The organism is Haloarcula marina (assembly GCF_024218775.1).
GTDB lineage: Archaea > Halobacteriota > Halobacteria > Halobacteriales > Haloarculaceae > Haloarcula > Haloarcula marina.
On the sequence record NZ_CP100404.1, the window covers coordinates 669,198 to 694,355 of the forward strand.

Annotated in this window: 14 protein-coding genes and 1 rRNA gene; 7 read left to right on the forward strand and 8 right to left on the reverse strand. The window is 64.3% G+C overall.

Annotated features, from left to right (window positions below; genetic code table 11):
* The first annotated feature begins 361 nt into the window (after positions 1-361).
* Entirely contained in the window at positions 362-1,051 is a 690-nt protein-coding gene (locus NJQ44_RS03490) for a DUF1028 domain-containing protein (RefSeq protein ID WP_254273294.1), read from the forward strand.
* Positions 1,052-1,089: 38 nt separating this feature from the next.
* On the opposite strand, the gene NJQ44_RS03495 is transcribed toward NJQ44_RS03490, so the two are convergent.
* The 4 genes from NJQ44_RS03495 to NJQ44_RS03510 are packed head-to-tail and all read right to left on the reverse strand — an operon-like array spanning position 1,090 to position 6,766.
* Positions 1,090-3,228, reverse strand: a complete 2,139-nt coding sequence (locus NJQ44_RS03495; RefSeq protein ID WP_254273295.1) for an ABC transporter ATP-binding protein — start codon at positions 3,226-3,228, stop codon at positions 1,090-1,092.
* On the reverse strand, positions 3,225-4,133 hold the full coding sequence (locus NJQ44_RS03500) for an ABC transporter permease (protein WP_254273296.1): 909 nt from the start codon (positions 4,131-4,133) through the stop codon (positions 3,225-3,227). The genes NJQ44_RS03495 and NJQ44_RS03500 overlap by 4 nt, the downstream gene beginning before the upstream one ends.
* Positions 4,133-5,092: an ABC transporter permease gene (locus NJQ44_RS03505; protein ID WP_348533095.1), complete on the reverse strand. Its 960-nt coding sequence runs from the start codon at positions 5,090-5,092 to the stop codon at positions 4,133-4,135. Before NJQ44_RS03505 ends, NJQ44_RS03500 begins: the two co-directional genes overlap by 1 nt.
* 9 nt (positions 5,093-5,101) lie before the next feature.
* Complete coding sequence (locus tag NJQ44_RS03510) at positions 5,102-6,766, reverse strand: ABC transporter substrate-binding protein (RefSeq protein ID WP_254273298.1); 1,665 nt, start codon at positions 6,764-6,766, stop codon at positions 5,102-5,104.
* A 127-nt stretch (positions 6,767-6,893) separates the two neighbouring features.
* Between NJQ44_RS03510 and NJQ44_RS03515 the strand changes: the two genes are divergently transcribed.
* Both NJQ44_RS03515 and NJQ44_RS03520 read left to right on the forward strand, forming a co-directional pair.
* Positions 6,894-8,141, forward strand: a complete 1,248-nt coding sequence (locus NJQ44_RS03515) for a Zn-dependent hydrolase (RefSeq protein WP_254273299.1) — start codon at positions 6,894-6,896, stop codon at positions 8,139-8,141.
* A gap of 275 nt (positions 8,142-8,416) precedes the next feature.
* Positions 8,417-9,232: an IclR family transcriptional regulator gene (locus tag NJQ44_RS03520; protein WP_254273300.1), complete on the forward strand. Its 816-nt coding sequence runs from the start codon at positions 8,417-8,419 to the stop codon at positions 9,230-9,232.
* A gap of 632 nt (positions 9,233-9,864) precedes the next feature.
* Here the strand turns inward: NJQ44_RS03520 and NJQ44_RS03525 are convergent.
* Positions 9,865-10,209, reverse strand: a complete 345-nt coding sequence (locus NJQ44_RS03525) for a DUF7344 domain-containing protein (protein WP_254273301.1) — start codon at positions 10,207-10,209, stop codon at positions 9,865-9,867.
* A gap of 239 nt (positions 10,210-10,448) precedes the next feature.
* Between NJQ44_RS03525 and NJQ44_RS03530 the strand changes: the two genes are divergently transcribed.
* From NJQ44_RS03530 to NJQ44_RS03540, 3 genes are all read left to right on the forward strand, one after another.
* Entirely contained in the window at positions 10,449-14,270 is a 3,822-nt protein-coding gene (locus NJQ44_RS03530) for a PAS domain S-box protein (protein ID WP_254273302.1), read from the forward strand.
* A gap of 283 nt (positions 14,271-14,553) precedes the next feature.
* The gene (locus NJQ44_RS03535) at positions 14,554-18,564 is read left to right on the forward strand and encodes a COG1361 S-layer family protein (protein ID WP_254273303.1); all 4,011 of its coding nucleotides are present in this window, start codon (positions 14,554-14,556) and stop codon (positions 18,562-18,564) included.
* Positions 18,565-18,567: 3 nt separating this feature from the next.
* Positions 18,568-21,045 (forward strand): efflux RND transporter permease subunit, encoded by a 2,478-nt coding sequence (locus NJQ44_RS03540; protein WP_254273304.1) that lies wholly within the window; start codon positions 18,568-18,570, stop codon positions 21,043-21,045.
* 176 nt (positions 21,046-21,221) lie between these two features.
* Here NJQ44_RS03540 and NJQ44_RS03545 read toward each other — a convergent pair whose 3' ends face one another.
* The 3 genes from NJQ44_RS03545 to NJQ44_RS03555 are packed head-to-tail and all read right to left on the reverse strand — an operon-like array spanning position 21,222 to position 22,940.
* The gene (locus tag NJQ44_RS03545) at positions 21,222-21,713 is read right to left on the reverse strand and encodes a hypothetical protein (RefSeq protein WP_254273305.1); all 492 of its coding nucleotides are present in this window, start codon (positions 21,711-21,713) and stop codon (positions 21,222-21,224) included.
* A complete protein-coding gene (locus NJQ44_RS03550; RefSeq protein WP_254273306.1) occupies positions 21,692-21,895 on the reverse strand; it encodes a hypothetical protein in 204 nt (67 codons plus the stop codon). Before NJQ44_RS03550 ends, NJQ44_RS03545 begins: the two co-directional genes overlap by 22 nt.
* Positions 21,896-21,950: 55 nt before the next feature.
* Complete coding sequence (locus NJQ44_RS03555) at positions 21,951-22,940, reverse strand: ring-cleaving dioxygenase (protein WP_254273307.1); 990 nt, start codon at positions 22,938-22,940, stop codon at positions 21,951-21,953.
* Between the two features lie 599 nt (positions 22,941-23,539).
* On the opposite strand from NJQ44_RS03555, the gene NJQ44_RS03560 reads away from it, so the two are divergent.
* Positions 23,540-25,010, forward strand: a 16S ribosomal RNA gene (locus NJQ44_RS03560).
* Positions 25,011-25,158 lie beyond the last annotated feature (148 nt).

The following is a 25,158-nucleotide window of genomic DNA, read 5'->3' on the forward strand; positions in this document are numbered from 1 at the left end:
GTATCTCGAAAAGGAAGAACTGGATGCAGTTTTCGTTTGGCACACGCTTCGCCAGGGTGTAGAGGGCGAAGATGCGTCCTTCCCTACATCACTGGCAAATAGCTACTGCTGAGAAAAATTCGAGTACGCTTTAAATGGCCAAACTCAGATATGTATTTCACTATTTGGCACCATTATCGGGGATTTGTAAATCATCGAGTGCTAAATTCCGGTTATTGGGATTTAAAGTCTCAATACAGTCCTGATATTTGTCCTCTAGATGTACAAAACACCGAAACTATGGATACTGTGGATGGATGGCGGCCTCGACGGTCCGACGAAACGGGGAACATATACACCCTCCCCTGAGGTATGGTACAGTATGCGACACACACCCGGGACCTTCTCCATAGCCGCACGCGACCCAGCGACCGATACGTTCGGAGCGGCAGTGACGACGGGGACCGTCGCCGTCGGCGCGACGTGTCCGTACGTGAGTAGCAACGGCGCGGCGTTGACACAGGCGTTTACGAAGACAGAGCACGGGCGCGACGCGATCGAGCGCGCAGATGCCGGCGACCGAATCGACGACGCGTTCGAGGCACTGCTTGCAGCAGACGAACACGCCGACTTCAGGCAGGTCCACGGCGTCGGCTCGGACAGCGAGTTCGCCTTCACCGGCGAGCACTGCAGCGAGTGGGCCGGCCACCGCATCGGCGAACAGTATACCGTCGCCGGCAACATCCTCGCGGGTCCCGAAACCATCGACGCCGTCGAAGCGGCGTACCTCGACGGGGACGGCGACATGGCAACCCGTCTCGTCTCGGCGCTCGAGGGCGGCGTGGCTGCCGGTGGCGACGACCGCGGCGAGATGAGCGCGGCAATTCTGGTGCACGCACCCGAGCCAGAGTTCTACCACAATCTCCGGGTCGATCTCTCCGAGACGCCCGTCGCGGACCTCCGGACGCTCCTCGAAGCGGCCCGGGAGGCGAAAGCCCGCGTCAAAGCCGAGACCGACAAACTGTTCGAGCACTACCCCGAGCAACTCCTCGACTTCGGCGTGAAGTACTGAGACCGTTGGAGACAGTGTGGGTCCGGTGGTGAGTGCGTTCAGTCTGATTCCGTCGGACCCGGTTCCCGGTGTTGCGGAGCGATGAACGAGTCGTGCTCGCTCATCTCTTCTTTCGAGAGGTGACACGAGATACGGTGGTCCGAGCCGTTGACTGCCTCCAGTGTCGGGATTTCTTGCTCACAGACGTCGCCGATCTTCTTCGGGCAGCGGGTCTGGAACGGACAGCCGGACGGAGGGTCGATGGGGCTCGGGACGCTCCCTTCGAGGAGTATCCGGTCGGTCTTCCGGTCCGGGTTCGCGTGCGGGACCGCAGAGAGCAGGCTTTCGGTGTAGGGGTGGAACGGCGCCGAGAAGACGTCACCGATGCGGCCGAATTCGGCGATCTTCCCGAGGTACATCACGGCCACGCGGTCGCAGATGTGCCGGACGACGCCGATGTTGTGGGAGATGAATAGATACGAGATGTTCTCTTCGGTCTGAATCTCGTTGAGGAGGTTGAGAATCTGGGCCTGCACGCTCACGTCGAGCGCGGACACCGGCTCGTCGCACACGATAAGCTTCGGCTCGACGGCCAGCGCGTGGGCGATAGCGACGCGCTGTTGCTGGCCGCCCGAAAACTCGTGGGGATACTTCTCCGCGGCATCGCCGGAGAGTCCAACCCGTTCGAGGAGGTCTCTGACCCGCTCGCGCTTCTCTTCGCCGGTCGCGATGTCGTGGCGCTCCATCGCGCGGCCGATGATTCGCCCGACGGGCTTTCTCGGATTCAGCGAACTGTGGGGGTCCTGGAAGATAATCTGCATCTCACGGCGCAGACTCCGTATCTCCCGAGATCCGAGCTCGGTGATCGGCTCGCCTTCGAAGTACACCGCACCTTCGGTCGGCTCGAGCAGTCGCAACACAGTCCGAGCGACGGTGGATTTCCCGCAGCCGGACTCGCCGACGAGACCGACGGTCTCGCCGGGATAGATGTCGAAGCTGACGCCGTCGACGGCCTTGACGTATCGGCGTTCGAGCGTCGGGAGCCCGCCGCCGTCTCGGACGAGGCGGATGTTGCCGAGGACGCCCTCGCCGGCGCTGAAGTGCTTTTTCAGGTTCTGGACCTCGAACAGTGGGTCGCCCGACCGGTCGATGTCGCTCCGGCCGTGACCGGTCGCCGCGGCCGTACTCTCGGACAGGTCGAGGTCGTCAGCATGGATACACGCGGCGCGCGAGGACCCCTCGCCGACCGCTTCCAGCGACGGGTCGTTCCCTGTCCGACACGCGTCGGTCGCGTGTGGACACCGAGGGGCGAAGTTACAGCCGGTCGGCAGGTCCGTGAGGTCTGGCATCGAACCGGCGAGCGTCGGGAGGTCGTCGTATTCGGTCTCGACCTCTGGAATCGAGTCGATGAGTGCGCGCGTGTAGGGATGTCGGGGCCGGTCGAACAGGTCCCCGAGCGCTGCCGTCTCGACGAGGTTCCCGGCGTACATCACGCCGACGTCGTCACAGGTCTGTGCGACGACGCCGAGATTGTGCGTAATCATCAGGACAGCCGTATTCTCGCGCTCCTGTAGCTCGTTGAGCAGGTCGAGAATCTTCGCCTGCGTCGTCACGTCGAGCGCGGTCGTGGGCTCGTCCGCGATGATGAGGTCAGGTTCGCAGGAGAATCCGATGGCCACGAGGACTCGTTGTCGCATCCCGCCGGAGAACTCGTGGGGATAGTCGTCGATGCGCTCGCTCGCATCCGGAATGCCGACGTCGTCCATCGACTCGATGGCGATGCGACGGGCTTCGGACTTCGAGACGTCCTGATGGCGTCGAACAGTCTCGACGATCTGCTCGCCGACGGTCATCACGGGGTTCAGTGCGGACATCGGGTCCTGGGGAATCATCGCGATACGGTTCCCGCGGACGTCGCGCATCTCCCGTTCGGTCTTCTTCAGTAGGTCCTCGCCGTCGAAGACGACCTCGCCGCCGGTTATCTCACCGGGCGAGTCGATGAGACGCATGATCGAGCGCGCCGTGACGGACTTCCCTGCGCCGGACTCGCCGACGATGCCGAGTGTCTCGCCGCGTTCAAGCGAGAACGACACGTCGTTGCTGGCGACGACCGAGCCGGATTCGGTCCGGAACTCGGTGCGGAGGTCTCGCACGTCGAGGAGCGGCGCGTCGCCGTTCGCCCCCGATTCAGCGCTCATTCTATCGCCTCCACTTTGGGGTCGAGGACGTCGCGGAGGCCGTCACCGAGCATGTTGAACCCGACGACGGCGATGCCGATGGCCAGCGCGGGAAAGAGCAACATCCACGGTGCGGTCTGCATGAACCCGCGGCCGGTGTCTATCATCAGCCCCCACGACGGACGGGGCGGTTGCGCGCCCAGTCCGAGGAACGAGAGGCTCGCCTCCGCGAGAATCGCGAAGGAGACGTTCAGCGACCCCTGGACCAGTATCGGAGCCATGCAGTTCGGGAACACCTCGCTGAAGACGATGCGGGTATCGCTCTCGCCGCGAGCGACGGCTGATTCGACGTACGCCTCGTTGCGTTCGGACAGCGCGGCGCTCCGCGAGACGCGGGCGATATACGGCGTGTAGACGAACGCGAGTGCGATGATGACGTTTCGTAGCTCCGGACCCAGCACGACGAGTAGCGTCAGCGCGAGAAGCACCGGGGGGAACGCCATCGCAGCGTCCATCACGCGCATCAGTATCTCGTCGATCAATCCGCCAGCGTACCCAGCGACGACGCCGGTGATGGCGCCGAGGGCAAGCGCGGCCGAGATGGATCCGAGGCCGACGTACAGCGAGATGCGACTCCCCAGGACGACGCGGCTGAAGATGTCGCGACCTAGGTCGTCGGTCCCAAACGGATGGTCGACCGACGGCCCCTGTGTCCGCTCCTGGATGTTCGTCTCGTTCATCCCGTACGGTGCGATGAACGGTGCGAAGGCCGCGACCAGGAACAGCGCCAGGACGATCGACAGCCCGATCATCGCTTTCGTGTTGCGCCGGAACTGTCTGGCGAACGCGCGGACGCGCTCTATCTGTGAATCCGACGGCGTGAAGCGGTCGATGACGGACCGCTCGGTCGGTTGCTCAGTCGCCATCAGTTGTCACCTCCGTACCGGATGCGCGGATCGAAGTAGGCGTACAGCAGGTCCGCCGCGAAGTTCGACAGCATGTATATCATCGCGACGACGATGATACACCCTTGGATGAGCGGGATGTCGCGGCTCTGGATGGCGGTGAGCGTCAATCGCCCGATACCCGGCCAGAGGAACACTTCCTCGAGCACGACGACGCCGCCGAAGGCGTAGCTGAACTGGAACGCGATGACGGTGATGACGGGGATGACCGCGTTACGGAGCGCGTGCCTGAGCACGACGACTCGCTGGCTCATTCCCTTGGCCCGTGCGAGGTTGATGTACTCCTCGCTGAGGACCTCGAGCATCGACGAACGCGTCATCCGCATGATATACGCGGTGAGCGCGAAGCCCATCGCACTGGCGGGCAACACGAGCCGCTGCAGCGCTGCGACCGGGTCCTCTCCGAGCGGGACGTAGCCACTCGTCGGGAACAGGTTCAACCACACCGCGAACACCAGGATGAACACGAGCCCCCACAGGAATATGGGCAGCGAGATGCCGACAAAGGCGAACATCGAGGCGGCCACGTCCGGGGTCTCGTTCTGGTTGACAGCGGCGTAGACGCCCAGTGGAATCGAGAGCGCGACCGCGACGAGCGTCGCACTGACCGCGAGCAGGAGCGACCGCGGCAGTCGTTCCGCGATGAGTCCCGCGACGGGGTCACCGAACCGAAGCGACTCACCCATGTCGCCCTGCAGGAGGCCGAGGACCCAGTCGATGTACTGGACGTACAGCGGTCGGTTGAGGCCCAACTGTGCTTCGAGCGCCTGAATCGACTCAGCGTTCGCGTTCGGACCGAGGATGACGAGCGCGACGTTTCCCGGGAGGATGTTGGTGACTGCAAACGCGATGAGCGTCACTAGGAACAGCGTCACCGTCATGAACCCGATGCGCCGAAGTACGTAGTTGTACATCGATATGGTGTTGCGTTAGCGGTCGAGCCAGTTGTCGGCGAACTGGAGTGTCGAGCCGTCCGGTGCGCCGATGTCGCCCTTGTACTGCGAGGCGGCCCCGTAGAGACTGGGCTGCCACCACAGCATGAGGTGGCCGGCACGTTCTTCGTGGAGAATCTCGGTCGCCTGGTGGTAGAGGTCGGCGCGTGCGTCGTCGTCGTAGATAGTTCGGGCCTCCTCGACCAGTGAGTTGTACTCCTCGTTGACCCAGTTGGTGAAGAAGAAGGCGCCGTCGGGGTGCAGGAACTTGTAGAACGACACGTCGGGGTACCACAGCGCGAGGTAAGAGCTGGTCGTCGCCTGGAAGTTCCGGTCGCTGTACACGTCCGAGAGCCACGTGTTCCACGTTATCTGCTGGATGTCGAGGTCGATGCCCGCCTCGGCCGCGTTGTTCGCGATGACCTCCGCCGCCTGCACCTGCGTCGGATACGACTGCGGAATCTTGAACGTCGCCGAGAAGCCGTCTGACATCCCCGCGGCGTCTAAGTGCTCCTGGACGCGGTCCAGGTTCCGCTCTCGCGGTTCGATGTCTGGGTTCACCCACGGGCTGCCGGGCGCGGCCGGAGATGCCGTCGTCTGACCGGTGCCGTACAGTGCGGCTTCGGTGACTTCCTCTTTGTCGATGGCGAAGTCCAGCGCGAGTCGGGCGTCTTTGTTGTCGAACGGCTCTACGTCGCAGTTCATCCCCAGATAGACCAGTGACTTGGGGAACTGCTGTTCGAGGCGGACGCCGGAGGCCTGTTCGACCCGTGAGACGTCCCGTGGTGCGATGCCGTTGATGAAGTCGTACTCGTTCGAGAGGAACGACTGCAGGCGGACGCTGGGGTCGGGGACCTCTTGTTTGACGATGGTGTCGATGAACGGTCCGTCTTCTTCGGACGCGCCCCAGTAGTCCTCGTTGCGGATCATCGTGAACGATGTCTCGATCTCTCTGCTCTCGAATTTGTAGGGGCCCGTGCCGATCGGTTCCTCGACCATCTCCTTTTCGGCGTTTTCTGCGGGCATCACCGACAGCTCCGCCGTCGCCATCTTCGCGAGGAACGGTGCAAAGGGCTGCGTGAGCTGGATCTCGAAGGTGTAATCGTCTGGCGCTCGGAGCTCATCGACGAAGTCGAAAAAGCCCGTCGCGAGGAAGTCCCCGTTCTGGACGCGTTCGTAGCTCGCGAGAACGTCTGCGGACGTCATCTCCTTCCCGTTGTGGAACGTGACGTCCTCGCGCAACTCGAAGGTCAGGAGGGTATTGTCGTCGGACTGCTCGAAGGACGTCGCGAGGTGGGGCTCGATGGAGTAGTCGTCCTGCAGTGCGACGACCTCTTCGTAGATGTTCTCGAGGACTCGCTTCGACGCCGCTGAGGTGTCGATGTGCGGGTCCAGTCCCTGCACCGGCACCGCGCCGCCCCACTGAAGCGTTCCGCCCATCTTGGAACCGCCGCTCGCTTCGGTCGCGTCATTGCCACCGCTTCCGCCGTCGCCGCCGTCACTGTCACCCGAACCGCCATCGCCGCCACCGGAACAGCCAGCAATTGCTACGGCTCCCGTCGACAGCGCTGCACTGAGGAACGTCCGTCGCCCAACCCGGTTCTGGATTCGCCGGGTTCTACTGTGTGGATTCGGTTCTACCTCTTCGGTATCGTCTCGCATGTCTCAGACCGAGGAAATGCCTAAGTATAAGTATTTGGGTGAGGGCAGTACCAATACGAATCCGAATCCCACTTCAAATTTCCCCAAAGATTATATACACGAAAATTCGAATCGGTAGCTACGCCTCATGGAGATCAACCAACACCGACTGCGCAGTGATCTCGAATCGAACGCGGAATTCGGGGCCGTTCCCACGGACCAGGGCCACGGCCGGACAGTCCTCACCGGGACCGAGGCGGACAGACGAGCGCGAGAGTTTCTCTGTGAACGACTCCGCGACGCCGACCTCACGACCACGATAGACGAGGTGGGGAATATCGTCGGCCGGTGGACGCCCGACAGCGCCGACCCGGACGCCCCCGCCGTTGCGACGGGGAGCCACCTAGATTCTGTCCCGGAAGGCGGCATCTTCGACGGTCCCTTGGGCGTCTACGCGGGGCTCGAGAGTGTCCGCGCGATGCAGGACGCTGGCATCGAACCCGCTCGGCCGGTCGAGGTCGTCTGCTTCACCGAAGAGGAAGGGCAGCGCTTCGGCGGCGGACTCATCGGCTCGGCGGTCGCGGCTGGTGATATGAGCGTCGACGAGGCGCTGGCTATCGAAGACGCGGACGGAATCCCTCTCGGCGACGCCCTCGTGGATATTGGCTACTGCGGCGACGGTCGGGTCGACGCCAGCGCGTGGGACGCCTGGATCGAACTCCACATCGAGCAGGCCGAGCGACTGGAGAATGAGAACGCAACTGCGGGCGTCGTCACGAGCATCGTCGGTCTCGTTCGGTGTCACGTCGAGTTCACTGGTGAGACGGACCACGCTGGCGCGACGCTGATGGAAGAACGCGCCGACGCGCTGGCGGCGGCCAGTGAGTTCGTCCTCGACGTGGAAGCGGCGGCAACTGAGCGCCAGACCGTCTCCGAAGCGGCCGTCGCGACGGTCGGGAAACTCGACGTCTCTCCGAACGCTCCGAACGTGATTCCCGGGCAGGTCACGCTCACTGTGGACGTCCGTGACGTCGCGTACGACTCTATCGAGCATATCATCGACGAAGCCGACGGGAGTCTCCGGGAAATCGAAACGGAGCGGCCCGTCGGGACGGCGATGGAACGCCCCTGGGACCGGTCCCCAGTCGAGATGAGCAAGCGCTGTCGCGATGCGCTTCACGCCGCCGGCCAGGACGCCGGTCTCGAGACCCTCGACCTACACTCCGGGGCCGGTCACGATACGATGCACATCGCGGGGGTAACCGATGCCGCACTCCTCTTTGCCCCCTCTCGAGGCGGAATCTCGCACAACCCCCTCGAGTGGACCGACTGGGAGGACTGTGCCGACGCGACACGGGTACTCGCCGGTGCACTCGCCGAACTCACACAGTCGTAACACTCCGTCCACGCTTCGTTCTCGCCGGGCACTTTGTTCGCCTACTCTATGGGCCGTCCCCTGCGTCCGATTCCTCGGTGAGCGTGTTCCATCAAATGTGAACATAGACTGTTACTGTCGGTAGCGGGCGTCTGTACTCGACAGGTGCTTTTTTCCAGGCGATACGTGTGTTGCCGTTTTCTATTTCCCGGGAAATAACGCTTGAGAGTGCCAATACCGATAGAAACAGTTTGTGAAATACAAACATCTATGTCGACGTAGGTTCGAGGTTCACCATGACGACCAGACCGACGGACGGTTCGCCGCGGACCCTCAAAACGGTCTCGCGCGCGTTCGACATCGTTCGCGCGCTCGAGGAACTAGACGGCGCTGGCGTCACCGAATTGACCGAGCACCTCGGTCTCTCGAAAAGCGTCGTCTACAACTACCTCAGTACGCTCCGCGAAGAAAAGTTCGTGGTCAAGCGAGGCGACACGTACGAACTCTCGCTGCAGTTCCTGCTCGTTGGCGAGTACGTACGCTATCAGAACGTCCTCTACCAGATCGGCAAGCCCGCACTCGACGACCTCGCGGAGAAGACCGGGGAGTTCGCGCACCTCTCGGCCGAAGAGCATGGCCTCGGCGTCAACCTCTACAAGGTAAGCGGGGAGAAAGCCGTCGGGAGCGAGTACCAGGTGAGCAAGCTCCAGCGCGCCGATTACATGCACTACTCCGCGACGGGGAAGGCGATACTCGCACACCTACCGCGGGAGCGGGTCGAGTGGATCGTCGACACGTACGGACTCCCGTCGAAGACCGAGGCGACGATAACGGACAAGGAATCCCTGTTCGACGAACTGGACACGATACGTGAACGCGGGTACTCGTTCAACGAGGAGGAGGAGATCACCGGATTGCAAGCGATCGGCGCACCTGTACAGAATCAACACGGTAGAGTGCTCGGCTCGATAAGCGTCTCGGGTCCGGTCCGGCGGATACAACAGTCCGGCTATCACGAACAGCTTATCGACGACGTGGTCAACACCGCAAATATCATCGAAGTGAACATCAATATGGAGGAGACCGACAACGAATTCCCGAAGTTCAGCTAATCGACCAAAGCGGGCTGTCATGACGTTAGAATAACGACTGTACATTTGATATTCCAACCGGCAACTTATCCGGGACCAGCCACGTTGCACTGCGACGGTGGAGGCCCGAGCAGGCTGTGGTTGGCGGCCCCTGAATCTCAGCTCTCTCTTTCTGGGCGCGATTCGAGAGAATCGAGTACAAAATAGCACAATCGAGGTCTATTTTGTTCCTAAGTACGTAGAAAAGCCTTGTCACACACCATATATGGGGTTGTATATGGGATGGTGTGTCTAATATGGACTTTAGGGAATTATATGTGGGATTTCATTAGTAACTTTCTGCTTCTGTGGGTAAAACCACGATAATTGCATGTGTCTTGGGGTATGATTTCGGAAGGCCAATCACGTAGCCTCTCTAAATTCCCCTTCTCGGGCCGGTTGGCGAGATGTGTCCTGTATCCAACACCGTTTCAGAACCCAATCAGCCATTTCGATTTTCTACGTGTAATCGGCGGCTATCTTTCGCTTTCAGCCGTCGTCGAAATCGACCGAGAACGGCGGGAATAACGCTATCTTTCACGATGCGTTCCACAGCACGTTCGCTCGCGTCACGCCGTCGATACCGAAGTCGACGGGAACCCCCCCACGCTGGACTATTTGGTGCTGTGTGCCGCCACTTCGGCCTCCTGGACCCAATCGACGGTCGTGGATTTCGGTTCGTACTCGAGGAGGTCGAGGTCGTCCAACAGCGGCAGGTGCAGGTGATGGAGCGTGAGAGCGACCTGTTCGCTGTCACTGTCGCCAGTCTCCCGAACCGCTACCTGCCGAGACAGTTCCTGAAGGTCGATGGGACAGTCCATCCCGTGGAGGATGTCGATGGTCGTCCGTCGTCGTTCGGAAGTGAGGACTCGGTGCCGTTCACTCTCCGTGAGGTGTGACGGCAGCGCTTTCGACGGGACTGATTCGCCTTCGCCATAATATTCGGTGGTGTCTGTCATAATTGGGGGCTACAGCAGTCGTTTCGACTGTCTCGGGCGAGTATTCGACCCCGTAACATCTAAGCGCTACCTAAATCTGTTTAGGTAGCAGAAAGGCGATTTTGTCGGCGGGGCTTCCTCCTGAATTCACGACACCTTGACCGCTAAAGTGTTCGGGAACCCGTGGAGGGCGGGCGCCAAACGTGGATTGGCACTCCGTCGACGGAGGGTTCATGTAGCACGGGGACTACTCGTGTACAATGTCCGACGCATCGCTCACAGCGGCGCTCCGAGAGACGCTCTCGCTCTTCGAGGAATCCGGGATGCCGCAGACGACCACCGAGGTCGCAACGAAACTGGACCTCGGTCGACGGAGCACCTACGAGCGTTTGGACCGACTCGTCGACCGCGACCGACTCGAGACGAAGGCGGTCGGTGCGAACGGTCGCGTCTGGTGGCGGCCACCGATATCGACGGGTCCTGCCTCGGTGCTGGACCGGCCGCTCGCCGCGGACTCGCTCGTCGGGCACGTCCTCGACGACGCCGAGGTGGGCGTGTTCGTCCTCGATGCAGACTTCGAAGTCGCGTGGATAAACGAGGCGACGACACGCTACTTCGGCCTCGAACGAGCGGCAGTCCTCGGTCGGGACAAGCGCACACTCGTCGAAGAGCACCTCGCGTCGCGCGTCGAGGACGGACCGTTCCCCGAGGCCGTCCTCGAGGCGTACGACGACAACACGTACATCGAGGGGTTCGAGTGCCGCGTGACCGCGGGGCCTGGCCGCGACGAACGATGGCTCGAACATCGGAGCAGCCCCATCGAGGAGGGTGTGTACGAAGGTGGTCGCGTGGAGGTGTACTACGACATCACCGACCGGAAGCGAACGGAGGAGTCACTCCGGGAGAACGTAGAACAGTTCGAATCGCTCGTCAACGCAGTCGAGGAGTACGCCATCTTCCAAGTCGATACGGACGGGTCCGTCCAAACGTGGAACGCTGGGGCGGCCGAAATCAAAGGATACGACGCCGAGGAGATTCTCGGCGAACACTTCTCGACGTTCTACACCGAAGCGGACCGGGACGCGAACCGTCCGGGGCGCAACCTCGACGCCGCGGCCGAAGCGGGCGTACTCGAAGAGGAGGGGTGGCGGGTTCGCGCCGACGGGTCCCGTTTCTGGGCGCACGTCACGATTACGCCGATTCGAGACGACAGGGGCGAACTCCAAGGATACGCGAAGGTCACGCGCGACATGACGACTCGACGCGAGAACGAACGGGCGCGCCAGCGGGAACACGCACTGCTCGAGCGGGTACAGGAGGTCAGCCCGATCGGAATCGGCATCTTCGACGAAGACGGCGCGTTACAACGGTCCAACGAGCGGTTCGGCGACTTGCTCGGGCGAGACGAGGAGTCGCTGGAGTACCAACTCGGCGACCAGCGTGTGCTGGACGCCGATGGCGACGTGGTACCTCCGTCCGAGCGGCCAGCCCAGAAAGCCCTCTCGACGGGTGAGTCGGTCTTCGACCAGCGACTGTACGTCGAGTGTTCCGACGGTCGCGACCGTTGGATATCGGTGAACGCGAAACCGCTGGGCGGGGAGCGGGGCGGCGTCGTCGCCACGATGACCGACGTGACGAGACTGAAAGAGCAGTCAGACCGTCTCGAGCGCCAGCGGGACGACCTGGAGAGCGAACTCGAATCGGTGCTGGACCGGGTCGACGACGGGTTCTTCGCGCTCACGGAGGACCTCCGACTCACGTACGTCAACGACCGGGCGAGCGACTTCCTGGGTCGCCCGGCGAGCCAACTCGTCGACGAACACCTCTTCGACGTCCTCGAACTCGGGGAGGACGCGGTATCGGCCTTCGAGACGGCCCGCGAGACGCAGACGGCCACCTCTGTGGAGGCGTTCCACGACCCGACCGAACGCTGGCTCGAACTGTTCATCTACCCGGACGATGATGGGTTGTCGGTGTACTTCCGTGACGTCACCGAACGGCGACGACGGGAGCGGGAACTGGAGCGGTACGAACAACTCGTGGAGACGGTCTGGGACGGCGTCTACGCGCTGGACGAGGACGGCCGACTGGTGCTCGTCAACGAGGCGTTCTGTGACCTCGTCGGGTACGAGCGGTCGTCGCTGCTGGGCAACCGGCCCGAACAGGTCGTGGGTGAATCGGTCACCGACCTCGTCTCGTGTACGGTCGACGAGAGACAGACGGAGAGCGCCCTCGAGACAGTGGTCGAGACTGCCGACGGCGACAGCGTCCCGGTCGAGGCCCGCTTCGGTCCCTTCGAGTACGACCATGGGCGACTCGGTCGCTGTGGCGTCGCTCGCGACGTGACCGAGCGAAAGCGCTTCGAGGAGACGCTGGTCGCACTGTACGAGTTCTCGAAGCGGTTGTTCGACGCTGAGTCGGTGACCGACGTCGACGAACTGGTCGTCGAGGGCGTCGCGGAGGTGCTCGACTTACCCGGCGTCGCGGTGTATCGGTACGACGCGACGGCCGACGAACTGTCCCCGGTCGCTAGCTCGGTGGCCGACGGGTTCATGCGCGGGGGTCGACTGCCGCCGGTCGCGCCCGACGACAGCAGTCTCACGGGCCACGCCTACGACAGTCGCGAGGTCCACGCCTTCGACGACATCACCACCTCGCCGTACCTCCAGGCGACGGAGACGGCGATGCGCAGCGGGGTCTTCGTCCCCGTCGGCGACCACGGCGTTCTCGTCGCGGGGGCCCCGGAGGTAGCGGCTATCGACGACGACACCCGACAGCTCCTCGAGTTGCTCGGCACGAACGCGGCGACGGCGTACGACCGCGTCGAACGTGAGGCCCGACTCCGTGAGCACGAACGGCGACTGGAACGCCAGCGGGAATCACTCGCCGCGCTCAACAACCTCCACGACACCGTCCGCGGTATCACCGATGCGGTCATCTCTCAATCCACTCGTGCGGAGATAGAGCAGACGGTCTGTTCCCGACTGGTCGAGTCGGATACCTTCGAGTTCGCGTGGGTCGGCGACGTCGACCCGGCGTCACAGACGCTGAACGTCCGCGCCGAGTCGGGCGTCGAGGGATACCTCGACGAGGTCACTGTCTCGACGGACCCGGACGAGCCGACCGGTCGGGGTCCGGCGGGAACGGCCCTCCGGACTGGTGAGATGCAGGTCACGCAAGACGTACTCAACGACCCCGACTTCGAGCCATGGGCCGACGCGGCCGACCGCTTCGGCTACCGCTCGGTGGCGGCCATCCCGCTGACGAACGACGGCTCTATGTACGGGATGCTGGGGCTCTACGCGAGCAGACCGAACACGTTCGACGACACGGTTCGAACGGTCGTCGGGCAACTCGGCGAAATCGTCGGCCACGCCATCGCCGCGACCGAACGGAAGCGGGCGCTGACCAGCGACGAAGTCGTCGAACTCACGTTCCAAATCCGAGACGTGTTCGACGCGGTCGACGTCGACGCCTCCCCGACCGGAACGATACGCATCGAACACGCGATACCGACCGGAGGCGACGAGTTTCTCGTCTTCGGACAGGCCGACGCCGAGGCCGTGGAGACGCTCGAAGCCCTCGTGGCGGGACTGTCACACTGGACCGACCTCACCATTCGAGCGGAGGCCGAGGGGGTGGTGCGCTACGAACTCACGCTGGTGGAGCCCCCAGTCCTGTCGAACGTCGCGTCACGGGGCGGGTACGTCGACGCCGCCCGCATCGAAGCAGGGGACTACCAGATGGTGATTCACTTACCGCCGGGCGCGAACGTCCGGGAGGTCACCGACGTCGTCCAGGCGGCGTATCCGGCGGCGGACCTCCTGAAGAGCCAGCAGGTGACGCGGGAGGAGGACACCGCCCAACGGGTTCAGAGCGCGCTGACGGACGACCTCACGGACCGACAGCGGACGACGCTCGAAGCGGCGTTCCACTCGGGGTTCTTCGAGTGGCCCCGAGACGCCTCCGGGGAGGATGTCGCCGACTCCCTCGGCGTCAGCGCCCCGACCTTCCACCAACACCTCCGGAAGGCTCAGCGAAAGGTTCTGGCCGCACTTCTGCGGTCGTCGCTGACCGAGTGACCGGGGGCGCGACTGCGGTTCCGGTAGTCGTCTGTTACCGGCAGTAACCGCTTCCTCCGCCCCGTCGGCCCGTTTCAGTCGGCAGATTCCGTCCGAGACGGGTCGTCTGACCCTCGGCGTTCTGGTCCGATTGCACGATGAGGCCACATAGTGTGGTTCTAGCGCGAGATAATCGGACGCAATACAAAGTACGTTCTACCCCCTGATTCGCTCGGCTGATGGCCAGCAGACATAACTGCCGCGACAGGTCCGTGGCAACGCGAGTGAATCCGGCCCCGAGACGATGAATCGGTCGCTCGCGCTCGCGTTGGCGGCCCTCCTGCTCTGCTCTCCGGTTGCGGCCGGGAGCGACGGGTTCGTTTCGCACGCGCGCGAGCAGCGGTGGGACACTTCGGCGTCCCTCACGTCCGGCGGGACGCCGGGGTTCGAACTGGAAGACGTCGACACGGACCTGCAGGTCGGCGAGGACGGCACCCTCTCGCTGGACATCGAGAATTACAATCTGGGCAACCTCACGGACGCGACGGTGGTCCTCCGGTCGACGAACCCCGAAATCAGCGTCGGGACGCGGAACGGGAGTCGGTTCGTCGGCGACTGGGAGAACAACGACACGGAGACCGTCGAGTTCGCCGTCTCGGCGAGCGAGGCCGCCCGCGAACAGGAGTACCCACTCACAGCGGTCGTGCGGTACACCGACCCGAACGGGAACGCCACGCAGTCGGCCCCGATTACGTTCGGTATCGAACCGGACCGGCGACAGCGGTTCAAACTGACGGACGTCGACGGGTCGCTTCGAGCGGGGGCGGACGGCGAGATAGACGTCACGGTGAAGAACAAGGGGCCGCGTGACGTCGAGGACGCGGTCCTGTTGGTCCGCGAGACGGCCGACGGCGTGACGCCGCTGAAGTCCGAGGTGGCGCTCGGGGAGTTCGAGGACGGGGAGAAAGAGACCGTCGAACTCCCGTTCCGGGTCGACCGGTCGGTTCCGGCGAGTAAACGCCAGTTCGAGTTCGCGGTCGGCTACACCACCGAGGACGGCGTCCGCCGGGAGGGCGGGCCGCTGTTCGGGAAGGTGAAGATACGGGACCGGGAAGACATCGTGAGCGTCGAAGACGTCGACGTCGACGCGCGAATCGGTGAGCGGGGAACGGTCCGCGTCACGCTCGAAAACGAGGGGGACGATGACTTGCGGGACGCGCGGGTGACGTTCTCGTCGCTCGATTCGGCCGTTCGCTTCGGCGAGGCGCGGAACACCTCGCGGTTCGTCGACGAGTGGGAGGGGGGCGACGAGGAGACGTTCGAGTTACCGACGCGGTTCTCGGCGGATGCGTCGACCGACGAGTACCCCATCGCCGTCCGGGTCCGGTATCTCGACGAGGACGGGAATCCGCAGGTCGCGGACGACGTACAGTTCGGGGTCGAACCCGACGACGCACAGGAGTTCGACCTCGACGACGTGGAGGGTGACTTACGGGTCGGGGCGGACGGAACCGTCGAGGGGACGGTGACCAACGACGGGCCGGACGACGTCTCCGACGCCGTGTTGGTCGTCCAGTCGACGCCGGAGGGCGTGACGGCGCTCCAGCAACGGATTCCGTTGCGCGAGTTCGACGACGGCGAGGGCGAGGACTTCTCGCTCCCGGTTCGGGTGGCCGACGACGCCGAACCGACCGAGCGCCAGTTCGAGTTCGCGGTGCAGTACACGAACGACGACGGGGAGCGACTGACCAGCGACCCGCTGTTCGCGACGGTCGAGATTCGCGAGGAAGCGGAGGTGTTCGTGGTCGAAGACGTGACGACCGACTCGCAGGTCGGTGACCGCGGGACCGTCACCGTGACGCTGCGAAACGACGGGGACGAGGACCTGACCGACGCCGGAGTGAGTTTCTCCTCGCGCGACCCGAGTTTCAGACTCGGCGGGTCGCTCAACACCACGCGGTACGTCGCGGAGTGGGACGCGGGCGAAGAAGTGACCTTCGAGCTACCGACGCGGTTCTCGGCCGACGCGGTGACCGACGAGTACCCCGTGTTCGTCCGCGTCGACTACACGGACGCGGACGGCGACGAACGGGTCGCCGACGACGTGCGGTTCGGGGTGACGCCCGTCGAGGAACAGCAGTTCGACATCGACAACCCCGAGGGGCAACTCCAGGTCGGGCGGGACGGGACTGTCGAAGGCGACATCGAGAACACCGGCCCGCAGGACACCTCCTCGGCGGTGCTACGGGTCATCACCCCGAACGACGACGTCGTCGCCCTCGAATCGGAGTACGTCCTCGGGGACTTCGACGAGGGCGACCGGCGGTCGTTCGAGTTCCCGGTTCGGGTCCTCGACAGCGCCCGGCCCGGCGCGAAGCAGTTCGAGTTCGTCGTCGAGTACCGCAACGACGAGGGCGACGTTATCGAGAGCAGGCGACTGGCCGCGGAGTACGAGGTGTTCGCCGAAGCGGGGCAGTTCCGCGTCACCGACCTCGACAGCGACGTGCAGGTCGGCGAAGACGGCACCGCCGCGCTCACCCTGCGGTACACCGGGGACGAGGAACTCACGAACGCCGTCGTCCAGTTGCAGTCGGTCGGCGGCGAGTTGACCGTCGGCGCGGTCGACCGTCCGAACGGGAGCCGTGCGGTCGGCGAGTGGGACCCCGGCGAGCGCCGGACCGTCACGTTCCGGGTGTCGGCCCCGGAGAACGCGGCCCCGCAGGCGTATCCGTTCGACGTGCGCGTCGCCTACGAGGACGAGGACGGCGACGCACAGCAGTCCGAGCCAATCGCGCTCGCAATCGTGCCCGCGCCCGAACAGGAGTTCTCGCTCGGGAACGTCGCCGGTGACCTCGAAGTCGGGGCCGAACGCGACCTGACGGGCCGGGTCGTCAACGACGGGCCGCGACCCGTCGGGGACGTGGTCGTCGAACTCACGTCGACGAGCGACTCGCTCTCGCCGCAGGAGCGCGAGTACGCCATCGGCGACCTCGGGCGGAACGACTCCGCGCGGTTCCGGCTTCCAGTCGTGGTTCCCACCGACGCCGAGGCGATTCCGCGACAGGTCCAGTTCGTCGTCCGGTACAGCAACGCGGACGGGGACCGCCGCGAGAGTCGGGTCCTCCCGGCGACGCTTCCGGTGGCGGCCGAGCGCGACACGTTCCGCGTCGTCGACGTGGCGCAGTCGGTGCAGGCGGGCGACGACGGGAACGTCACGGTCACGCTGGAGAACGCGGGCGAGGAGCGAGTCGGGCGGACGCTCGTCTCCCTGCGCTCACAGAGCGGCGAACTGCGGGTCGGCGAGGGCGTCAACGCCACGCGATTCGTCGCGTCGCTTCGTCCCGGTGAGCGCCGGACCGTCACGTTCCGGGTGTCGGCCCCCGAGGACGCGGGCGGCCAGCGGTATCCGCTCCGACTCCGGGTGGGCTACGAGGACGCCAGCGGCGACAGCCAACCATCCGAGACACAGACCATCGGCGTGGTGGCGGCTGGCGACCAGTCGTTCGCCGTCGAGAACGTCTCGGGGACGCTCCGGGTCGGCGCGGAGGGAACGGTTCGGGCGACGATTCGGAATCGGGGGCCGAATCCCGTCACCGAAGCGTTCGCCAGTCTGGCGGTCGGCAGTGAGAACCTCGTCGTCCAGGAAAACGAGTCGCGCCTCGGCCGTCTCGAACCCGGCGAGCGCGCGGGCGTCTCGTTCCCCGTCGAGGTACTGGACGAGACGGAACCCGGCGACAGGCGCGTCTCCTTCGTCGTTCAGTACCAGAACGTCGAGGACGAGTCCCGACGGAGCGACCCGCTTCCGCGCGGCGTCGCCGTCGCCGAGCGACGCCCGGTGTTCGTGGTCCGTCCCGGCAACACCACCGTCGACGCCGGCGGGAGCGAGGTCATCACGCTGGAAGTCACCAACAACGGCGACGCGGTGCTCTCGAACGTCGACGCCAAGGTGTTCGTCAACGACCCGCTGAACGCGGACGACGACCAGGCGTTCGTCTCGCGCCTCCGGCCCGGGCAGACGGTCGAGTTGGCGTTTTCGGTGAGTGCGTCGGGCGGTGCGACGACGAAAGACTACCCGCTGTCGGTCGACTTCCAGTACGAGGAACCGGACGGCGAGACGAAACTCTCCGAGACGTACCGCGTTCCGGTCGCGGTACAGGAACCGAGCGGTGACGGCCTGCCGATACTGCTCCTCCTCGTCGGCCTCCTCGTCCTCGCCGCCGTCGTGGCGGCGGTGGTGCTCTACCGTCGCCGTCGCCGGCGGGCGGGGGAAACGACGGACGCGCCCCCGTCAGAAACCGACTCCTCGGGAGGGTGAAGCGTGGCCGGAACGGACCTCCTCGGGCGGGTCAACGACGTGGTCGTCGGTCGACCGACCACCGTCGTCGCCGCGTTCCTCGTCGTGACCCTCCTGTTCGTCCCGGGGTTGGCGAGCGTCTCGACGGAGGCCGGAACCGAACAGTTCACGCAGGACAGCCCCGCACAGACCGCCTTCGAGCGGGTCAACGAGGACTTCGGGCCGACGTTCGAACCCGACAGCGGGAGCACGCAGTTGATTCAACGCGGGCGAAACGTCCTCTCGAAACCCGAGCTATTGCGGATGCTCCGGGCGCTCTCGCGACTCGACGAACGCGAGGACATCCGCGTCGCGTCGACGAGCAGTGCGGCCAGTACCGTCGCCCGGACTCTCGACCCGTCGGCGACGACGCTCGACGCCCAGCGGCGAGCTATCGAGGGCGCCTCGCCGGGCGAGATAGACCGCGCGGTCGACGAGGCTGCCGACAGTCCGGGGTTCCGAAGCCAACTGAGCGAGGACTTCAACCGCGAGTCGGCCACCGCCTCGGCGACCATCGCCGTCGTCCAACACCGCATTCCGGGCGGCGTCGACGCGGCCGCCGGGATGGGCGGAACGAGTCCGCTGACGGCCATCCAACTCCGCACCGAACGCGTCGTCGACACCGTCGGCGGCGACATCGTCGTGTTCGGGTCGGGCCTCGTCTCGCAGGAGTTCTCGACCATCATCTTCGACTCGCTGTTCATCGTCGTTCCCGCCGCCGTCGCGCTCATCGTCCTCTTTCTGGTGTACGCCTACCGCAACCCCGTCGACCTCGTTCTGGGCCTGTTCTCGCTGGTCATGACGCTCGTCTGGACGCTGGGGTTTCTCGGCCTCGCGGGCATCCCGTTCACGCAACTGCTCATCGCGGTGCCGCCGCTCTTGCTGGCCGTCGGCATCGACTTCGGCCTCCACGCTATCAACCGCTACCGCGAGGAACGGGCGGGCGGGTACGACATCCGGGAGTCGATGGCCGTGGCGAACCGCCAGTTGCTCGTCGCGTTCTTCATCGTCACCGGGACGACGGTCATCGGCTTCAGCGCCAACGCGGTCAGCGACCTCGGGCCGATTCGTGACTTCGGCATCATCGCCGCCGTCGGCATCGTCTTCACGTTCCTCATCTTCGGCATCTTCCTCCCGGCGGCGAAAGTCGCCATCGACGAACTGTTCGACTCGCTCGGCATCCCGATGCCGTTCCAGCGTCCCCTCGGTCGGGAGGAGACGCTCCTCGGTCGAGTCCTTCCCGTCGGCGTCGAAATCGCACGGCGAGCGCCCACCGTCTTCGTCGCCCTCGTCTTGCTCGGGTCGATCGGCGCGGGCTACTACGGCACCGGTGTCGACACGGCCTTCTCGCAGGACGACTTCCTCCCGCCGGAGGACAACCCCGCGTACCTCGAAGAACTCCCCGAACCGTTCCGACCGGGCGAGTACACCGTCACGGAGCGGACGAACTTCTTAGAGGAGAACTTCGAATCCGCACAGGACGACACCGTCGTCGTCTACGTCCAAGCCCCACTTCGGCAGGACGACGCTCTGGAGTCGATTCAGCGGGTGAGTCGAAACCCACCGGAGACGTTCGTCGCGTCGAACCGCCGCGCGGAGTTCCAGAGCATCATCGGGGTGATTCGCGCGTACGCGAACCAGTCGCGGTCGTTCGCCCGTCTCGTCGAACGGAGCGACGTGGACGCCGACGGGGTTCCCGACGACAACCTCGAAGCCATCTACGACCGCCTCCTCGCCTCGCCGCTCCGCGACCAAGCCCTGTCGTTCATCACCGAAGACCTCCGGAGTGCGCGGGTCGTTTACACGACGGAAGGCGGCGCCGACCAGGGCGAGATAACGGTCGACGCGCGGACCGTCGCCGACCGGTATCGTTTCGAAGCCACCGCGACCGGGTCCGTCGTCGTCTTTCAGGACGTGGCCGACACCATCCTCGCCTCCGCGGTCCAGAGCCTCCTCGTCGCGCTGGCCGCGACGGCCGTCTTCCTCGTGGTCATCTACCGCGTCCTCGTCGGGCGCGCCTCGCTCGGCATCGCCAATCTGGTCCCGATTCTCGTGACCATCACGCTCCTCGCTGGGACGATGCGACTGTTCGGACTGCCGTTCAACGCGCTCACCGCGACCATCCTCTCAATCTCGCTCGGTCTCGGCATCGACTACTCGGCGCACTTCGTCCACCGCTTCGCCGACGAGTACGACGAGCGGATTCCCGGCGAGGACCTCGACGGCGAGATGCCCATGGACGCCGTGGTTCCGGCGCTGACCGCCACCGTCACCGGAACCGGCGGCGCGCTCACGGGCAGTATGCTCACGACGGTCAGCGGTATCGGCGTCCTCGTGCTCGCGATTACGCCAATCCTCGGCCAGTTCGGGATACTGACGGCACTGTCGATTCTGTACTCCTACCTCACTTCGATGGTCGTCACGCCGAGCGTCCTCGTGGTGTGGGCGCGCCTCGCCGGGTGACATCACAGGTGCTCGACGGTGGCGGCCCGTGACTCGTCCGCGACCACGAACTCGTTGTCCGCCGTCGTCAGCCCCTGTACCTCGATACGCCATCCGTACCCGGGCGTCTCTTGCTCGTCTGTCTCGACGCGGGTCCGTTCGATGCCAGCCGTGTGGACGTTACGCAGTCCGATGCCCTACTGACCGATGTCCGGTCCGCGGAGCAGTCCCGGCGCAGTGACGGTCGTTTCGGTCACCGTGACGGACTCGGCGTCGGCGATTTCGACGCCGTCACTGTTGGTCCCCACGAAGGTGTTGTCCTCGACGAGACCGCCGGCCACGCCGCCGAGGCGAACGAACCGCGCCCGCGTCGACCGGACCCTCGTGTCTCGCACCACCGTCTCGGCGTTCTGCATCCGGGCCCCGGTGAGTGCGTCGCCGGTGGCGAGTCGGTCCCGAACGGGTTCGGTGAACGTAATCGACTCCGGGTTGACGGGGTCGCCGGTGACGCCGCCGCCGCGTTCGTCTACTGCTTCGACCGCCGGGAGCATCCCTTTGCGTTCGAGTCGGTCGCTCGCGGCGACGAGTCGGTCGCCCGCGCCGACGCGCGTGCCGAACCCCGCGTAGACGCGCACGGTGCGGTCGTCGAGGAACTCACGGACCGCCATCAGTTCGTTGTCGGCGACCACGGCGTCGTCGCCGGTGAGGTCGACGACAGTGAAGGCTCCTCCGCGGGCGTCGTCCCGTCACCATCGAGAAAGTTACAGCCAGCGAGGCCGCCGACGCTGGCCGCTGCGAGCGACGCGAGCCATCGCCGTCTGGTCGGGTTCGAGTGCTCTCCAGGTCGGTCGTCCCCCCTGCTTCGGTCCATCCGTTAGCCGTCAATCGGTAGCACGCCGCAAAATACTGCTGGTGTGCCGCGCGTCTCAGTCGTCCGCTTCGGCCTGTTCGGCCCGCGGAACCGTCACGTCGGTCAGTCCCGCCTCGATTTCGTCGCGCCGGTTCTCGAACTTTCCGGGGAGGACGAGGCGGCCGCCCAAGTCCTCGAGCGGTTCGTCGCTCGTGTAGCCCGGCTCGCTCGTCGCGAGTTCGAACAAGACGCCGCCGTGTTCCCGGAAGTACACCGAGCGGAACCAGTGGCGGTTTATCTGCTGGGTCGGACGCAGTCCTTCGGACTGGACGGCTTGGCGCATCGCCGCCTGGTCCTCGTCCGTCGGCGTCTGGAACGCGACGTGGTGGACCGTGCCGTGGCCCTGTCGCCCGCCTTCGATGGTGGGGAGCACGTCGACGTACGCGCCGACGGGACCGGCCGCCGCGAAGCGCGTTCGCTCGTCGCCGGGCGTGTCGCCTTGCGCCTGTTCGGTGCCCACTTCCTCGAAGCCCATCGTCTCCAGCAGGTCTTTCGTCGGTTCCGGGTCGGCCAGCCACAGCGTCACCGAGTGGAATCCGCGAATCGCGTACTCCTCGGGGACGAACTCCGTCCACGGAACCGTCGGGTCGTCCTCCGGAATCTCGACTTCGACCAGTTCGACCGGGAGGCCGTCAGGGTCGCGGAAGGGGAGGACCGTCTCGCCGAAGCGCTCGACCCTGTCGTCGTAGTCGACGCCGTACTCGTCGAACCGCTGTTCCCAGTAGTCGAGGCTCCCTTCGGGGACGCGGAAGGCCGTTCGAGAGACCTGTCCCGAACCGACCTTCCCCTGCGAGAGGTCCTCCCACGGGAAGAACGTCATGCTCGTTCCGGGGGTCCCCTCCGCGTCCGCGAAGAAGAAGTGGTATGTCCCGGGGTCGTCCTGATTGATGGACCGCTTGACCAACCGGAGGCCGAGCGTCTCGACCCAGAAGTCCATGTTCTGCTGTGGGTCGCCCGCGATACAGGTCACGTGGTGAATACCGGGTGTGGGTGTCGGGTCTGCCATTGCCGACCTGTACGCGCCGCGGCTACTTCAGTGCGTGCTGACGTGAGTGTTACCGGGTATCGGCGGTGTCGTCGGGCCGTCGGTGGTGACAACCGCACCGCCGTCCCCTGTGTGTGCGTTTGTGGGTAGTCGACTCCATAGCGTCGGGGAATCCTACGTACGTCGAAGTATCCGCGACGGTCGGTGAAAGAACTGGCTCGATTGGGTGCGTGCTGGATGGTTTATATAGATGTTCCATGCAGTGTACCGCCGTCTCGATGACCGTGTAACCGCCTCACGTGTGGGCTATGTGTGGCTTGCACAGGGCGGCCGCGAGACGAGTCATTTATGTATACCCCTCCCATCGGATATGATGCGAAGGTCGCCCCGGGCCGCAACGGACCGGGACGACGCGACGCCTCGTGACCTATGCGAGGTGTCTCTCGCAGAAGTCCCTCGCGGGACTTCGAGAGTATGAGGATTCCACCCCTGCGGTCCGCCGTCAAGATGGAATCTGATGTGAGCCCACGGACCCATACAGTAGTCACCATCGACGTAGGAGTCGATGGGTTACGCTTCCGACGGAGTGCAACCACTTCCGCCGCTGACTTAGTCAGCACATTCCGGTTGATCCTGCCGGAGGCCATTGCTATCGGAGTCCGATTTAGCCATGCTAGTCGCACGAATTCAGATTCGTGGCATATAGCTCAGTAACACGTGGCCAAACTACCCTACAGACCGCGATAACCTCGGGAAACTGAGGCCAATAGCGGATACAACTCTCATGCTGGAGTGCCGAGAGTTGGAAACGCTCAGGCGCTGTAGGATGTGGCTGCGGCCGATTAGGTAGATGGTGGGGTAACGGCCCACCATGCCGATAATCGGTACAGGTTGTGACAGCAAGAGCCTGGAGACGGTATCTGAGACAAGATACCGGGCCCTACGGGGCGCAGCAGGCGCGAAACCTTTACACTGCACGCCAGTGCGATAGGGGGACTCCGAGTGCGAGGGCATATAGTCCTCGCTTTTCTGAACCGTAAGGTGGTTCAGGAACAAGGACTGGGCAAGACCGGTGCCAGCCGCCGCGGTAATACCGGCAGTCCGAGTGATGGCCGATTTTATTGGGCCTAAAGCGTCCGTAGCCTGCTGTGTAAGTCCATTGGGAAATCCGCCAGCTCAACTGGCGGGCGTCCGGTGGAAACTACACAGCTTGGGGCCGAGAGACTCGACGGGTACGTCTGGGGTAGGAGTGAAATCCTGTAATCCTAGACGGACCACCAATGGCGAAAGCACGTCGAGAGACCGGACCCGACGGTGAGGGACGAAAGCCAGGGTCTCGAACCGGATTAGATACCCGGGTAGTCCTGGCTGTAAACAATGCTCGCTAGGTATGTCACGCACCATGAGTGCGTGATGTGCCGTAGTGAAGACGATAAGCGAGCCGCCTGGGAAGTACGTCCGCAAGGATGAAACTTAAAGGAATTGGCGGGGGAGCACCACAACCGGAGGAGCCTGCGGTTTAATTGGACTCAACGCCGGACATCTCACCGGTCCCGACAACAGTAACGACAGTCAGTTTGACGAACTTACTCGAGCTGTTGAGAGGAGGTGCATGGCCGCCGTCAGCTCGTACCGTGAGGCGTCCTGTTAAGTCAGGCAACGAGCGAGACCCGCATCCGTAGTTGCCAGCAATACCCACGTGGTAGTTGGGTACACTACGGAGACTGCCGCTGCTAAAGCGGAGGAAGGAACGGGCAACGGTAGGTCAGTATGCCCCGAATGGACCGGGCAACACGCGGGCTACAATGGCCACGACAGTGGGATGCTACGCCGAGAGGCGGCGCTAATCTCCAAACGTGGTCGTAGTTCGGATTGCGGGCTGAAACTCGCCCGCATGAAGCTGGATTCGGTAGTAATCGCGTGTCAGAAGCGCGCGGTGAATACGTCCCTGCTCCTTGCACACACCGCCCGTCAAAGCACCCGAGTGGGGTCCGGATGAGGCCTGGATACCCAGGTCAAATCTGGGCTCCGCAAGGGGGCTTAAGTCGTAACAAGGTAGCCGTAGAGGAATCTGCGGCTGGATCACCTCCTACAGACCGGGATCGAGGCTCTGCCTCGACCCACCTTACACTGGTGGCTTTTGCCACCCGCACTGTCAGAGCGTACGCTGACCACTGTATGGGCCCTTGGGCTCACAAGACCGCTCCGAGACGGAATCCCCTCACGGGGATGTCGGGTG

What these genes read in the sequence shown, in the direction of transcription:
- NJQ44_RS03535 (WP_254273303.1), top strand. Translation starts at nt 14,554, where the DNA reads ATGAATCGGTCGCTCGCGCTCGCGTTGGCGGCCCTCCTGCTCTGCTCT.
- NJQ44_RS03550 (WP_254273306.1), bottom strand. Translation starts at nt 21,895, where the DNA reads ATGGACCGAAGCAGGGGGGACGACCGACCTGGAGAGCACTCGAACCCG.
- NJQ44_RS03495 (WP_254273295.1), bottom strand. Translation starts at nt 3,228, where the DNA reads ATGAGCGCTGAATCGGGGGCGAACGGCGACGCGCCGCTCCTCGACGTG.
- NJQ44_RS03555 (WP_254273307.1), bottom strand. Translation starts at nt 22,940, where the DNA reads ATGGCAGACCCGACACCCACACCCGGTATTCACCACGTGACCTGTATC.
- NJQ44_RS03525 (WP_254273301.1), bottom strand. Translation starts at nt 10,209, where the DNA reads ATGACAGACACCACCGAATATTATGGCGAAGGCGAATCAGTCCCGTCG.
- NJQ44_RS03500 (WP_254273296.1), bottom strand. Translation starts at nt 4,133, where the DNA reads ATGGCGACTGAGCAACCGACCGAGCGGTCCGTCATCGACCGCTTCACG.
- NJQ44_RS03510 (WP_254273298.1), bottom strand. Translation starts at nt 6,766, where the DNA reads ATGCGAGACGATACCGAAGAGGTAGAACCGAATCCACACAGTAGAACC.
- NJQ44_RS03530 (WP_254273302.1), top strand. Translation starts at nt 10,449, where the DNA reads ATGTCCGACGCATCGCTCACAGCGGCGCTCCGAGAGACGCTCTCGCTC.
- NJQ44_RS03515 (WP_254273299.1), top strand. Translation starts at nt 6,894, where the DNA reads ATGGAGATCAACCAACACCGACTGCGCAGTGATCTCGAATCGAACGCG.
- NJQ44_RS03520 (WP_254273300.1), top strand. Translation starts at nt 8,417, where the DNA reads ATGACGACCAGACCGACGGACGGTTCGCCGCGGACCCTCAAAACGGTC.
- NJQ44_RS03490 (WP_254273294.1), top strand. Translation starts at nt 362, where the DNA reads ATGCGACACACACCCGGGACCTTCTCCATAGCCGCACGCGACCCAGCG.